This is a genomic window from Agrobacterium sp. YIC 4121 (genome assembly GCF_002008205.1).
GTDB lineage: Bacteria > Pseudomonadota > Alphaproteobacteria > Rhizobiales > Rhizobiaceae > Agrobacterium > Agrobacterium leguminum.
Map to the genome: position 1 here is coordinate 383893 of NZ_MRDI01000003.1, position 13779 is coordinate 397671.

Consider the following 13779-nt stretch of genomic DNA (forward strand, 5'->3'; position numbering starts at 1 on the left):
ATGACGAAGCGCGCCAGACACTCCTGCGTCATCCTCGGGTCTCCGAGGATCTGCGACCTGTTGATTTCATTCAACATGACTGGATCCTCGGCGCAGGGCCGAGGACGACGTCGAGGCAACCAGCGATTTCAACATGGAACGCAACCTGCCCGGGAATCTAAACCGGGCGGCAATTCGCCAAGCGGCAGAACGGTTGTCGAGGTTTGCCGCAGCTCTTCAGTCGAACAGGCCGGAAACCGACTGTTCCTGTGCGGTGCGGTTGATCGCTTCGCCGAGCAGGCCTGCGGTGCTGACCACGCGGATGTTATGCGCGGACTGGACACCGGTGGTCGGCTGTATGCTGTCGGTGATAACGAGTTCGCGCAGCTTCGAGGACGCAACACGGGCAACCGCGCCACCGGAAAGCACGCCGTGGGTGATATAGGCGGTAACGCTGGTGGCGCCCTTTTTCAGCAGCGCCTCGGCGGCATTGCAGAGCGTGCCGCCGGAATCGACGATGTCGTCGATGAGGATGCAGTCCTTGCCGGAGACATCGCCGATGACGTTCATGACTTCGGATTCGCCCGGACGGTCACGACGCTTGTCGACGATGGCCAGAAGACAGTCGAGACGCTTGGCGAGTGCACGGGCGCGAACCACGCCGCCAACGTCGGGCGAAACCACCATGACATTGTTGGTGTCGTAATGGTCCTTCACGTCGCGGGCGAGAATGGGCGCTGCGAAGAGATTGTCGGTGGGGATATCGAAGAAGCCCTGGATCTGGCCGGCATGGAGATCGAGGGTGAGAACGCGGTCGGCGCCGGCTTCGGTGATCAGATTGGCGACGAGCTTGGCGGAAATCGGGGTGCGGGGGCCGGCCTTGCGGTCCTGGCGGGCGTAACCGAAATAGGGAAGCACCGCGGTAATACGCTTGGCAGAGGAGCGGCGCATGGCGTCGATCATGATGAGCAGCTCCATCAGATGATCATTTGCCGGGAAGGAGGTGGACTGGACGATGAAAACGTCTTCGCCGCGCACGTTCTCGCTGATTTCTACGAATATTTCCTGGTCAGCAAACCGCTTTACAGTGGCATTTCCGAGAGGAACATTAAGATACTTGCAGATCGCTTCGGCAAGGTGCCGGTTCGAATTGCCTGCGAAAACCTTCATTGCGGCCGCCTGTTTCCATGCCATCGCCTTGCATCACGGGGCTCAATCCACCGTAACCAAGCGTCGTTCAAGGGGAGGAACATCCGGCTGAAAAGCCTTTGCCGGATACGCCTTGTTGCCATGCGCGCCTTAATAGCGCTGTTGCTTCCGATTGCAAGAGGACTCCGCGCTTTCGCAATGATTTTCGTGAAATCTCTGTGACTTCTCCCGCCGTTTTCACCTCATCCCTGTTGAGACTGCTTCCATGACGAATAGTCGTTGAGCGTTTTTGCAGCGATATCCTGCATGACCCTGTCGGTCACGGCGGCCCATGGATCGCTGCCTTTTGCCGCCACCGTTTCCTGCCCCTGCAGGCGGTGAAGCCGCACGCCATTGGCGTCCAGAATGTCCCAGACGTAAACGACATTGACCTTGGCGCCATCGGCAAAGGCGGAGAAATATCCCTTCAGGATGTTTTCGGCCGAATTGTCGTTTGAGGCCCGGATGGTCAGCCCCTTCGCCCGCGCTTCGGCCCCGAGCTGGCGCGACAGCGGCGTCACCGCCTGAACCGGGGCTCCGATGATAGGCAGGAAGCGGATGGAGTTTGCGGAAGAGGCGGGCGCAAGCGATGCCGTCTGCTGCGCGGGGGCGGGTTGAGCGGCGGCGGGTGGCTGGGTTGCGGTCTGGTTCTGGCGAAGCGGCTCGCCATACTGGCTGCCGTTGGACAGCGCCTGTGCCTGCGCCTGCAACGAGTTTTGCGGTGCATAGGCGGGAACGGATGTTGCGGTTGCCGGAGCGCCCGTGGGGGCGCGGTCGGCGGCGGCGGCCATCTGGTCGAGATCGCCCTGGGTCACGGGTGTCGACTGCGAGGCATTGTGGCCGACATCCACCTGCGGTGTAAGCGCTTCCGTCGTGTTGCAGCCTGACAGGGCCAGCATCATCGCTGGAACAATGATGGCCGGAAAAAGGGGGGTGAACCCCGTCCGGCTCATGCGATTTTCCCTCTCATGTTCCGCTCCTTCTTGCCCAAGGTGGCGCAATGTAAGGGCGGTTTTCCCGCTCTGTCAAACCCGGCAGCGATTTAAGCTGTGAGAAGATCGAGGTTGTGGCGCGAGAGCGGCTCCGGTGCGCCGTCGGTGGTCAGATAGGTCTGGCCGAGCGTCATGGCCGTGCCGGAATCGGAATCCATCACGATCATATGCACGAAGAGTGTCATGTCGGCGGTAATCTCCTGCGGATTGCCGGCATGGAACATCTGATGCTCCATCCAGGACGGCGAGAAGCGCGCGCCCAGCGAATAACCGCAGGAGTTCAGCCGGTGGCGGGTCAAGCCGCGTTCGTCCATCACGCGGGCATGCACGTCGAAGACATCGCCAAAGGTCTTGCCCGGCCCCAGCACCTCTTCGATGGCGGTGAGGTTTTGCAGGCAGGCGCTGTAAAGCTCCTTCTGGCGGAAGTCCTTTTCGCCGATTACCACCGTGCGCATCATGGCGGCATGGTAATGGGCGCTGACGCCGGCCCATTCCAGCGTCAGCTGATCCTTGTCGTCGAGCCTGCGGCGGCCGGCCTTGTAACGGCACAGCAGCGCATCCGCGCCGGAACCGACGATGAATTCATTGGCGGGGTAATCGCCGCCGCCGGCCAGGACCGCTCCCTGCATGGCCGCGAGAATTGCGGCCTCGTCCGCGCCGGGCCTGATGAGCGGCAGCGCCGCGTCCAGCGCCGCATCGGCCAGTTGGCCCGCCTTGCGCGCATGGGCGATCTCGGCCGGGCTTTTGACCAGCCGCAGTGTGCTGACCAGATAGGAAGCGTCGCTCATCTGGCAGAAGCTGGCGAGCTGGTTGTCCAGCAGGCGGGCGACGCGGCCGGTCATGCCGTGGGTGTCGTATTCGACGCCGATCTTTGCACCCAGCAGGTCCAGATCGCTCAGCAGGTTCTTCAGATCGAGCGTCGGGTCGGCATTGGGCCGGTCGACCCAGATCAGGATATTCTCGATGATGGAGGTATTGCGGGCCTGGCGCAGATCCGCCGAGCGGGTCAGAAGCGTCATGGAGCCATCCGATTTGACCACCAGCGTCTGGAAGAAGCAGTAGCCGAACGTGTCGTAGCCGGTCAGCCAATACATGCTTTCCTGCGCGAAAAGCAGAAGGGCGTCCAGCTTCTCCTCGGCCATTTTTGCGAGCAGACGCTCGCGGCGGGCATCGAATTCCGAAAGCTCGAAATGCAGGGCCATGTCAGTCCTCCAGAATTGCGATTGCGGAAATCTGCCGGCCATAATCGGGTTCGGCGCGGTGGGTGGTGCGGCGGTAGGAATAGAAGCGATGTTCGTCGGGATAGGTGCAGAGGCCGAGATTTTCCGCTTTCACACCGGCTTTCGTCAGCCGGTCGATGGTGAATTGCTTGAGGTCGAACAATGCGTGACCTTCCTTCTCCGTCCCGGCGAAATAATTCGCATAGGCCGGATCAATATCGGTGAAACGCGCCACATATTCCGGACCAACCTCATAATTGTTCTGACTGATCGAAGGGCCGAGCGAGGCGGCGATGCGCTCCCGGCTGGCGCCGAGCGTCGTCATGGTCTCGATGGTGTTTTCGAGCACGCCGAACAGCGCGCCTTTCCAGCCGGCATGGGCGGCACCCACGACGCTGGCTTCCGCATCGGCAAACAGGATCGGGCCGCAATCGGCGCTCAGCACGCCAAGCACGAAACCCGGTGTCGCGGTTACCATGGCGTCGGCCTGCGGGCGGCTGCCGTCATAGGTTTCATCGACCACGAGAACATCGGGGGAATGGATCTGGTGCACGGTGGCGAGGCGCTCCGCCGACAGGCCGAACCATTGCGTTACGCGCCGACGGTTTTCCTGCACCCGTTCCGGTTCGTCATGCGAGCCGAGGCCGACATTGAGGCCCTGATAAAGCCCTTCCGACACCCCGCCCTGCCGGGTGAAAAAACCGTGACGGATACGGTTTTTGCTATAGTCGGCGAGCAGGGGACTCTGGATGGGGAGCGGCAGCGTTGCGTTCTGCATGGTGCGGGAGTTCCTTGGAGAATATCGCTGTTGGCCAGTGAGGTACGGTTAAGCGAGATGTTTCCGGTTGCCGCGGCGTTGCGCGGCGTGTGTGATGCAGTGTGCCTGCTTCGTGTGTCGCGGCGATGTTGGCCCAGAGGTGATTGCGCTGTCAATCCACCGCGCGAAACGGCAGGAGATGAAGCGCGGGACTTGAAACGGCGATGACCTTGAAAAGTTCCCCCATCTTGCCGGCGCCTTCGCCGGCGAGGCGGTTGACCGCTTCGGCGATTTCCAGCGTTTGGTCCGGCGTGGCTTTGGCGGCAAGTGCGGCCGCGCGTTCCTTGAGACCGAGGCCATAGAGAAAGTCGCCCTGTCTCAGGGTGCCGTTGACGTGTACGCCGGTTGCTTCGGCCGTTTTCACGAGGCTTTCGAAATCGACATGGCTGGTGAGATCGGCTTCGCCGGGATGCGCAAGCGCCGGGTCGAAGGCATGGTTGCGCATGGCCTGCAACGTATCGCCATAACCGGCGACCAGATGGCCGTAATCGATGGCGAGCGCCGTGCCGCCATGGGCGGAGAGGCGCTGGCAGATCGCGGTCATCACGGCTTCGCGGGCAGGCGAAATCTCGACTATGGCGCCAATCGGCTGCCGTTCCGGCTGCGGCGGCAGCAGGGCCGGGTCTATGCCGGCAAGCCCGGTCGAGAACACAAGTTCGTCATTGGCGTCGAGGCTGACGACCCGTTCGCGGAAACCCTGTGGTGTTTTTATGAATTGCCGGATCGGAATGGCGTCGAAAAGCTCGTTGGCGACGAGGAGCAGGAAACCTTCCGGCACATCGTCGAAACTGTCATGCCAGGTCAGCCTGTCCGCATGTGCGGCCAGCGTTTCCTTCTGGATGGCGGAAAGGCGGGGGCTGGTTTCGACCAGATGCACCCGCATCGTCTCGTAAAGCGGCGGTGCGATGCGGCGGATGACGCGCAGCATGTCCGACATCATGGTGCCGCGGCCGGGGCCGATTTCCACCAGCTGGGTTTCCATGGGGGCGCCGTGCCTCTGCCAGGCGTGGACCACGAAAACGCCGAGCATTTCGCCGAAAAGCTGGCTGACTTCAGGTGCGGTGATGAAATCGCCCGAACGGCCGAAGGGCTCGCGGCTCCTGTAATAACCGTGCTCCGGGTCGGCGAGGCAGAGCGAGAAGAAGTCGGTAACGCTAAGCGGACCGTTGAGCCGGATAAGTGATTTAATGCGTTGCGCGAGCGGTGTCGTCATGGCGGGTCATACCGTTCAGGCGCTTTTTGCCGCGCTGCGCGCCCGCAGAACCGCCCAGAGGCCGAGAGCGAACATCGGCGTGGAGAGCACCATGCCCATGGTCAGCCAGTTGCCGGCGAGATAACCGATCTGGGCGTCCGGCTCGCGGAAGAACTCTACGAAGATGCGCGATAGCGCGTAACCGCAGACGAAGATGCCGGTGACGACGCCGGGCGTCTTCAGCGCCCTGAAGGCGTAGATGGCGATTGCAAGAACGATGACGAGCACGAGGCCTTCGAGGCCGGCTTCATAAAGCTGGCTCGGGTGCCGCGCGAAGGGGCCGCCGGTCGGGAAGACGACCGCCCATGGCACGTCGGCGATGCGCCCCCACAATTCGCCGTTGATGAAATTGGCGATGCGCCCAAACAGCAGGCCGATGGGTGCTACGGCCGCGACGATGTCGAACATGCTCCAGACCGGAATGCTGTTCTTGCGGGCGAAAAGGATCATGGCGATGGTGGTGCCGATCAGGCCGCCATGGAACGACATGCCGCCGTTCCATATCTCGATTGCCCTGATGGGATTGGCGGCGACGGCGGCGAGATCGTAAAACAGGATGTAGCCGATGCGCCCGCCGAGTACGATGCCGCCGGCTGCCCAGAGGATGAAATCGTCAAGATGCTGCGCCGAGATCGGCGACGTCTCGTTCGGCCACAGGCGATCCGTGCGGGCGAGGCGACGGGCATAAAACCAGCCGAGCATGATGCCCGCGACATAAGCGATGCCGTACCAGTGGATCGAGAGCGGGCCGAGGGACAGCGCTACCGGATCGATATTGGGGAATGGCATGATGGCGAGTTGGGTGGGAGCGGCTAACAATCCGTATATTCCGTCATCGTTGCGGGGCGGACAACGGAACGAGCCATTGCCTCATGGGGCCGGGCGATGATGCTCACCGGTCTCCCTGACGCCAAGGAAAATGGCGATTGCGATGGCGGCGGTCAAGGTTATTCTTCAAGCTGCGGCTTAAGATAGCAAAGGCCATGCAAGCTCTTGCGATTTTTCGATTTCGCTTGCAAGGCGGCGATGGAGTGCATACCTGAAGGCTAGCAACAGCGGGCAAGACGATGCCCCTGAACCGACGAAGGATGAGCGCCATGAGCACGACAGGCACCAACCGTTTTCTGGATGAATTCGCCAAGCTGATGACCGATGCGGCCGGCGCGGCGCAGGGTGTGCGCAAGGAAGCCGAAGCCGCTTTTCACGCCCAGGCGGATCGTTGGCTGAACAGTCTGGACGTCGTCCGGCGCGAGGAATTCGATGCCGTTCGCGAAATGGCCATTCAGGCGCGTGATGAAAACGACGCGCTGCGCGCCCGTATCGAGGCTCTGGAAGCGAAGCTTTCCGCCGCCAAGGACTGATTTTTTAACGCTTTTTTCGATGGGTCCCGGATCGCTTGCGATTCCGGGACTTTTTGTTTTCGGCCCATTCCGCCCGAAATGACTCCCGGTTGTTAAAATCATCCCTCCTGCGCGAATTTTTTGGGGCCTGTGGACACTTCCAAAAAACGCAATCGGCAGAGTCGCTTATGTATCTCGCCTGAGGTGATGGGGGAGGAGATATCCACTGTTCAAAAAGCAAAAATGGCGGGGAAGGGGTGGCAGCAGGACTCGGCCATTATACACTGATTTTAAATGATGATTCGAAAAGACCTGGTAAGCTCCAGACAGGGTGAATGCGTAATTCTGGTGGTGTCGGGCAATCGTCTCAAATGTTTATCCCGGTTTGTATGTGCGTTTTGTGCCCGGCGTTCAAAACAGGACATTCCTACCGGCTGAGAAGGTGCCGCATGAGTCTGATAGAATTTGAAATTGAGCGTCAGTCCAATCCCGTGGACATGATCGAGATCGTCGCGGCCTCGAACGACTGGTCGTTCGAACGTTCGGGCGAAGACGAGATCGCCATGACCGTCGCCGGTCACTGGGCCGACTATCACGTCTCCTTTTCATGGATGGAAGAGTTCGAGGCGCTGCATCTTGCCTGCGCCTTCGACATCAAGGTGCCGGATCAGCGCGTCAACGAAGTCATTCGTCTGCTCTCCCAGGTCAACGGTCAGGTGCTGATGGGGCATTTCGATCTGTGGCGGCAGGAAGATGTGGTGATCTTCCGCCAGTCCCTGCTTCTGGCGGGCGGCGCCGAACCGAACAACCAGCAGGTGGAAGTGCTGCTTTCCAGCGCGCTGGAGGCCTGTGAACAATATTATCAGGCATTCCAGTTCGTCGTCTGGTCGGGGCTGGATGCGAAAAGTGCAATCGAAGCGGTCATGTTCGAGACCGTCGGAGAAGCGTAAGATGGTATATAAGGCTTCCGGGCCGCTCGTCCTGGTGGGCGCCGGCAATATGGGCGGCGCTCTGCTTTCAGGCTGGCTGAAAAAGGGCGTGCCGGGATCGCAGGTCATCGTGATCGATCCGCGCCCTTCCGACGCGATGCGGACGACGATTGCGGAAGCCGGAGCCACCCATAGCGAAAGCGTGCCCGAGGGTGTGAAGGCCGGTATTCTTTTCGTGGCGGTGAAGCCGCAGATGATGGAAGCCGTACTGCCCTCACTGAAACCCCTGCTGGGCCCGAATACGGTCGTCGTTTCGATTGCCGCGGGCACCACCATCGGCACGTTCGTTTCGCATTTCGGCAAGGTTGCGGCCGTGCGGGCCATGCCCAACACACCGGCCATGGTCGGCCGTGGCGTCACGGGGGCCTATGCCAACGAGCTGTTGACGCCGGAGCTTAAAACGGTGGTGGACGGGCTGCTGAAAGTCAGCGGCCCGGTCGAATGGGTGGATGCCGAAAGCGATATCGACGCGGTAACCGCCGTTTCGGGAAGCGGCCCGGCCTATGTCTTCTATCTGGTGGAATGCATGGCCGAAGCCGGCCGCAAGGCCGGTCTGCCGGCGGATGTGGCCATGCGTCTGGCGCGCGAGACCGTGGCCGGCGCCGGTGAGCTGCTGCATCAATCCTCCGACGAAGCGGCGCGCCTGCGCCAGAATGTCACCTCGCCGGGCGGCACCACGGCTGCGGCGCTGTCCGTTTTGATGGCGGAAGACGGCATGCAGCCCCTGTTCGACAGGGCGGTCGCTGCCGCAAAAACCCGCGCTGAAGAGCTGGCGGGCTGAAGGGACGGGCGATGAGCGGTGAAATTTCCTATGCCGATTTCGAGAAGGTCGATATCCGCGTCGGCACCATCATTGAGGCCGAGCCTTTTCCTGAGGCGCGCAAACCTGCCTTCAAGGTGAAGATCGATTTCGGGCCGGAGATCGGCGTCAAAAAATCCTCGGCGCAGATCACGGTGCATTACACGCTGGAAAGCCTTGTCGGCCGGCAGGTTCTGGGCGTGGTGAATTTTCCGCCGCGCCAGATCGGCCCTTTCCGGTCCGAGGTTCTGACGCTCGGTTTTGCCGATGCCAATGGCGATATCGTGCTTGCCGCCGTTGAACGGCCAGTGCCGAACGGCGAGAAAATGTGCTGATGGAACACAACGGCTCAGTGCCGGAGTAAATGGAAACGGCAAGTCCGGGTCACACTTTCCGATCCGGTGCTTTAAGCCGGAATTTTGACGATTACCCGCAATCCACCCATCGGGCTTTCATCGAGCGTCACATCGCCGCCGTGGCTGCGGGCGATGTCGCGGACGATGGAAAGGCCAAGGCCGGTGCCCGAAGCATTGAGGTTGCGCGCCTCGTCCAGCCGGAAGAACGGCTTGAACACATCCTCGCGTGAGTTTTCCGGAATGCCCGGCCCGTCATCGTCAAAGGTCATGATGATGGAACGCGGCGCCTTGCGGATATCGATGTGGAGATTACCGGCGTAGCGCCGTGCATTTTCGGCAAGATTGGCGACGAGCCGGGACAGCGCGTTCGGCCGCGCGATGATCCGCTCGATATTATAAAGCTCGTAGCTGAATTTCTTGCCGTGCAGCTCGAAATCATGGCTGATTTTTTCGAGAAGGGCCGGAAGCTCCAGCGTGCCGACATCCTCTTCGACATCGGTACGGGCAAAGGTCAGATAGGCCTCCAGCATCGACTGCATGTCCTCGACATCCTTGTCGAGCCCCTCGAGGTCGGGATTGTCGCCCGCGAGCGCCAATTGCAGCTTGAAGCGGGTGAGGATGGTGCGCAGGTCGTGGCTGACGCCGTTCAGCATGGCGGTGCGCTGCTCCATCTGCCGCTCGATACGCTCGCGCATCAATATGAAGGCGAGGCCGGCGCGCCGCACCTCATCCGCACCGCGCGGGGAATAGCCGCTGATCTTCTGGCCCTTGCCGAAGTTTTCCGCCGCCTTGGCGAGCGCTTCGATGGGTTTGATCTGCCCGCGCAGGAAGAGGATGGAGATGGCGATCAGCACCAGCGATGCCCCGACCATCCAGACAAGGAAGATATGGGTGTTGGAGGCATAGGCCGCGCTGCGGCTGGTGAAGACACGCAGTGTCTTGTCTTCCAGCTGGACGCGGATTTCGACCAATGAACCATTGCCATAGGTGTCGATCCAGAACGGTCGGCCGATCTGCTGCGTTAACTGATCCGCCAGAATCCTGTCGAGGATCGAAAACAGCGGCTCAGGTCTTGGAGCAGGCAGATCCGCCTTCGGTTCGATATAGACGCTCAGACCCAGCTTGTCGCGGGCGATGCGGATGACGCGTTGATAGTCGTCTTCCTCCGGGTCTGTCTGCAGAAGCTCGATGATCGCGGCGATATCGCGCGTCACGGCGGAGGAGAGGCGTTCCGTCACGAGCTGCCAGTGGCGTTCCATGAAAACGGCCGCGACCACGGCCTGAAGCAGGATCATCGGCAGGATGATGATGAGCAGCGAACGGGTGTAGAGGCCGGTTGGCAGCCAATGGCGCAGCCATCTGCCCGACATGCGCCAGGCCTTGGCCACGCCGCTGTTTCTGACCGTGCTGAGAAAATCGAGGCTCGCCATGGCCGTGCGTTCGCCCTTCGTTGGGTGCTCGTCAGTCCACGCTCAGGCGGTAACCGATGCCGCGCACCGTTTGCAGATAGACAGGATTGGCAGGGTCGTCCTCGATCTTTCGGCGAAGACGGTTGATCTGCACGTCGATGGTTCTTTCGCCCACTTCCGATTCCGCTTCCACCAGCTCGTGGCGGGGAATGGTATCGCCGGCGCGCAGCGCAAAAAGCAGCATGATCTCCTGCTCGCGATCCGTCAGGCGGATCGTTTCGGGGCCGCGCCGCAATTCCTTTTTGGGGATGGAGAAGCTGTAGGGGCCGAACATGATCTGTTCGATCTTGGGCGTATCGGGCGAGGTATTGCGCCGCAGGATGTTGTTGATGCGAAGGACGAGCTCGCGCGGGTCGAAGGGTTTGGCGAGATAATCGTCCGCTCCGGCTTCCAGCCCGGCGATGCGCGAATCCGCTTCCGACCGGGCGGTCAGAAGGATGACCGGCACGGATTTGTCCTCGTTCAGCGAACGGGTCAGCGAAAGTCCGTTTTCGCCCGGCATCATCACGTCGAGGATGAGCAGGTCGAAACGGATGCCCACCATTTTGCGCCGTGCTTCGGCGGCATCTGCCGCCACGGAGATGCGATAGCCCTTGTCGCCCAGAAAGCGCTGCAGGAGATCGCGAATGCGGGCATCGTCGTCGACGATCAGGAGATGGGCCGCATCGTCATCCGCCGGTGGACGTTTTGTCGGTGCTGTCGCCATCGTCACTCGTCCTCCACGGTGGTGGTCGTCGTCGGGCTGCGCATCTGCGCCAGGAATTTGCGCACGCAGGCGCGGGCGTCCGGCCCGAGACCTTCCAGCGCGCGGTCGATGCGGCGCGATTGCGGCTCGCTCAGCGCCAGCGCCAGTTCACGGCCCGTCAGCGTGGGGTAAAGCCTGCGCTGGCGGCGGTCTTCCGGGCCCGCCATCTGGCGGATGTAACCGTCGTCGATCAATTGCTTCAGCACACGGGCAAGGCTCTGCTTTGTAATCTGCAGCGTATCGAGCAGATCCGCCACCGTCATGCCCGGCTGACGGCTGACGAAATAGACCACCCGGTGATGCGCCCGCCCATATTCTAGCTTCGACAGAATGACATCTGGATCGGAGACGAAATCGCGATAGGCGAAAAACAGCGCCTCGATCGTGTCGAAGTCGATCTTGCCGTCGTCAACCTTCGGGAGTGCCGGTGTCTGCCTGGCGGCTGCGGTTTTAAGCGATTGCGGTGGCACTACGGTTCCTTCATATTCTGCGGCTGTCTGATCATAGGCTGACAGGCGTCGATGCGCCAATATTCTGTAAACATAGCCGAAAATGCGTCCGCTCGGGAGAATGCCGCGATCATTTTCTGTTGCGGTGGATAATATGGCGCGGGTGCGGGTGCAACTGGAATCCTGAGTGACCTTTACCGGAAATAGAAAAGAGCGCGGAAACTCCGCGCTCTTCATCCGTCTCTTGATGTCCGCCGTGCGTTTACTGATAGACGTAAACGATCCGTCGCGTCGAAGGTTCTACCAGAACCGGCACGTCGTTCACCCGGACATAACGATATTGATAGTCCGGAATTTCGACGAGACGCGTATCCGACGGCAACACACTGCCGACGGCTATGTCGCCGTCATAGGTGACGGTGTCTGCGGGATGTTCGTCAATGTAGGTGATCACCGATTGCGGCGGATCGACCTCACCGACGCGGCCGAGGTTCGGATCGCCGGGATTGGGCTCTGCCTGCACGCTCGAGGTCGTTTCGTAGGTCACAACCGGCACGCTGAGTTCCGAGCGGCGCTGTTCGAGAATGACCGGAGAGCCCTCATACATGACATTCAGATAATCGGCGTGGGCCCAGCCGCGCAGACCGTTGACTTCGATCCGGCACCAGCTGCTGCCTTCCATGCAGCCATCCAGAACCGCATTGCTGCCGCGGGTGGCCAGTCCCACTTCGGGATAGTCTTCACCGGGGCCTGAGCGAACGGAAATATCCGATGCGGTGGTGGCGACCATGGCGGCGTTCGCGAAACCGGCCATCAAGGCGAAGGCGCCGCCAGCCATGAGCATTTTAAGCGTCTTGTCCATGTGTCTCACTCCTTTCAAGACTGGAGCTACAACGTCGCAACCATCGGGGCGTTCCACATTTTTTGCCGGCAATTCCCGCCATCAGCCTAGGATTTATTGCTATCTCACTGTTTCCAATTATATTTTAGACTGCTTCAGTCGCCGGAAGTCGCCGTCTTTTCCGCCGCCATTGTGCCGCACCCGGTCGCGGGCTATAGGAGGCTGGAGCTTTCAGACAGGAGATACAGGATATGGGAAAATTGCAGGCGGGCATTATTCCGGTCACGCCATTCGAGCAGAATTGCACCATCCTGTTCGATCAGGACACCAAAGAGGGCGTCGTCGTCGATCCCGGTGGGGATGTTGACGTCATTCTCCAGGTCGTGTCTGAAAACGGCATCACGCTGAAGGAAATCTGGCTGACGCACGGGCATCTCGATCATGCCGGCGGCGCGGATGAACTGCGTGAAAAGCTGTCGCTGCCGGTCATCGGGCCGCATGAGGACGACCGGCCTCTGCTGGAGAGGATCGAGGTGCAGGCGGATAAATACGGCATCAGCGGTCTGAAGAATGTGGTGCCTGACACATGGTTGAAGGAAGGCGATAAGGTCTCATTTGGAGACCACGTCTTCGAGGTCTATCATTGCCCAGGTCATGCGCCCGGCCACGTCATATATTACAACCGCGACCAGAACTTCGCCCATGTCGGCGACGTGCTGTTTTCGGGATCGGTGGGGCGCACGGACCTGCCGGGCGGAAACCACGAGCAATTGATGGCGTCCATCCGCGACAAGCTTTTGCCGCTGGGTGACGATGTCGGTTTCATCTGCGGCCATGGTCCGGGTGGACGGCTGGGCGAGGAACGGCTCACCAACCCCTATCTCAAGGGGCTCTGAGCGCCGGCCCATTAGAGTTTTTCCGCATTTCCAGACGGAAAACCGGATTCCACTTTTCCTGGAAATGCTCTAAGGCCTGCGGGACCGCACAAAAAAACCCGGCATTCCTGCCGGGCTTCAACTAGAAAAGAAAGCCGTTTTAGGGTCAGCCAGCAATCTGCAGATTGACTGCCTTCGGCCCCTTGCCGCGACGATCCGGTTCCGTGTCGAAGCTCACTTTCTGATTTTCTGAAAGTCCGGACAGGCCAGAAGCCTGTACGGCAGAGATGTGAACAAAGATATCAGCGCCACCATTGTCTGGCTTGATGAAGCCGAAGCCTTTGTCTGTATTGAAGAATTTTACGGTGCCAGTTTCGGCCATGCATCAGGTCCTTTTCGCTCTGCCCGCGTTCAGCTACAGGCAGCATTACAGTTTTGCCCCGCGTGGGCGTTGGCAGGCAGTTTTTG

16 protein-coding genes are annotated in these 13779 nt (G+C 60.5%); 5 read left to right on the forward strand and 11 right to left on the reverse strand.

The features are described 5' to 3' along the window. Positions 1-216 precede the first annotated feature (216 nt). The 6 genes from BTE54_RS06115 to lgt all read right to left on the reverse strand — a co-directional run bounded on the left by BTE54_RS06115 (position 217) and on the right by lgt (position 6237). Positions 217-1149, reverse strand: coding sequence for a ribose-phosphate pyrophosphokinase (locus BTE54_RS06115; protein ID WP_003522877.1), 933 nt, complete (start codon positions 1147-1149; stop codon positions 217-219). Positions 1150-1370: 221 nt separating this feature from the next. Then, positions 1371-2120, reverse strand: coding sequence for a hypothetical protein (locus tag BTE54_RS06120; protein ID WP_065655721.1), 750 nt, complete (start codon positions 2118-2120; stop codon positions 1371-1373). A gap of 89 nt (positions 2121-2209) precedes the next feature. Next, entirely contained in the window at positions 2210-3361 is a 1152-nt protein-coding gene (locus tag BTE54_RS06125) for a Xaa-Pro peptidase family protein (RefSeq protein ID WP_078051795.1), read from the reverse strand. Position 3362: 1 nt separating this feature from the next. Then, on the reverse strand, positions 3363-4157 hold the full coding sequence (gene pgeF, locus BTE54_RS06130; protein WP_078051796.1) for a peptidoglycan editing factor PgeF: 795 nt from the start codon (positions 4155-4157) through the stop codon (positions 3363-3365). A gap of 151 nt (positions 4158-4308) precedes the next feature. Next, positions 4309-5409: a class I SAM-dependent methyltransferase gene (locus BTE54_RS06135; RefSeq protein ID WP_078051797.1), complete on the reverse strand. Its 1101-nt coding sequence runs from the start codon at positions 5407-5409 to the stop codon at positions 4309-4311. A 15-nt stretch (positions 5410-5424) separates the two neighbouring features. Next, a complete protein-coding gene (gene lgt / locus BTE54_RS06140) occupies positions 5425-6237 on the reverse strand; it encodes a prolipoprotein diacylglyceryl transferase (protein WP_162934157.1) in 813 nt (270 codons plus the stop codon). A 308-nt stretch (positions 6238-6545) separates the two neighbouring features. Between lgt and BTE54_RS06145 the strand changes: the two genes are divergently transcribed. The 4 genes from BTE54_RS06145 to BTE54_RS06160 all read left to right on the forward strand — a co-directional run bounded on the left by BTE54_RS06145 (position 6546) and on the right by BTE54_RS06160 (position 8911). After that, entirely contained in the window at positions 6546-6809 is a 264-nt protein-coding gene (locus BTE54_RS06145) for an accessory factor UbiK family protein (RefSeq protein ID WP_003522871.1), read from the forward strand. Between the two features lie 428 nt (positions 6810-7237). After that, positions 7238-7738: a YbjN domain-containing protein gene (locus BTE54_RS06150; RefSeq protein ID WP_003522870.1), complete on the forward strand. Its 501-nt coding sequence runs from the start codon at positions 7238-7240 to the stop codon at positions 7736-7738. A 1-nt stretch (position 7739) separates the two neighbouring features. After that, on the forward strand, positions 7740-8558 hold the full coding sequence (proC, locus tag BTE54_RS06155; RefSeq protein ID WP_078051799.1) for a pyrroline-5-carboxylate reductase: 819 nt from the start codon (positions 7740-7742) through the stop codon (positions 8556-8558). An 11-nt stretch (positions 8559-8569) separates the two neighbouring features. Next, positions 8570-8911, forward strand: coding sequence for a tRNA-binding protein (locus BTE54_RS06160; RefSeq protein ID WP_003522868.1), 342 nt, complete (start codon positions 8570-8572; stop codon positions 8909-8911). A 71-nt stretch (positions 8912-8982) separates the two neighbouring features. On the opposite strand, the gene BTE54_RS06165 is transcribed toward BTE54_RS06160, so the two are convergent. The 4 genes from BTE54_RS06165 to BTE54_RS06185 form a co-directional block, all read right to left on the reverse strand. Beyond that, positions 8983-10362, reverse strand: a complete 1380-nt coding sequence (locus BTE54_RS06165) for an ATP-binding protein (RefSeq protein ID WP_065655728.1) — start codon at positions 10360-10362, stop codon at positions 8983-8985. Between the two features lie 31 nt (positions 10363-10393). Next, entirely contained in the window at positions 10394-11107 is a 714-nt protein-coding gene (locus BTE54_RS06170) for a response regulator transcription factor (protein WP_003522866.1), read from the reverse strand. A 2-nt stretch (positions 11108-11109) separates the two neighbouring features. Further along, positions 11110-11616 (reverse strand): MarR family transcriptional regulator, encoded by a 507-nt coding sequence (locus tag BTE54_RS06175; RefSeq protein ID WP_031234081.1) that lies wholly within the window; start codon positions 11614-11616, stop codon positions 11110-11112. Positions 11617-11857: 241 nt separating this feature from the next. Continuing rightward, entirely contained in the window at positions 11858-12457 is a 600-nt protein-coding gene (locus BTE54_RS06185) for a DUF1236 domain-containing protein (protein ID WP_065655730.1), read from the reverse strand. Between the two features lie 230 nt (positions 12458-12687). On the opposite strand from BTE54_RS06185, the gene BTE54_RS06190 reads away from it, so the two are divergent. Beyond that, positions 12688-13332: an MBL fold metallo-hydrolase gene (locus BTE54_RS06190; RefSeq protein ID WP_065655731.1), complete on the forward strand. Its 645-nt coding sequence runs from the start codon at positions 12688-12690 to the stop codon at positions 13330-13332. 145 nt (positions 13333-13477) lie between these two features. Here BTE54_RS06190 and BTE54_RS06195 read toward each other — a convergent pair whose 3' ends face one another. After that, on the reverse strand, positions 13478-13693 hold the full coding sequence (locus BTE54_RS06195; protein WP_003494703.1) for a cold-shock protein: 216 nt from the start codon (positions 13691-13693) through the stop codon (positions 13478-13480). Positions 13694-13779 lie beyond the last annotated feature (86 nt).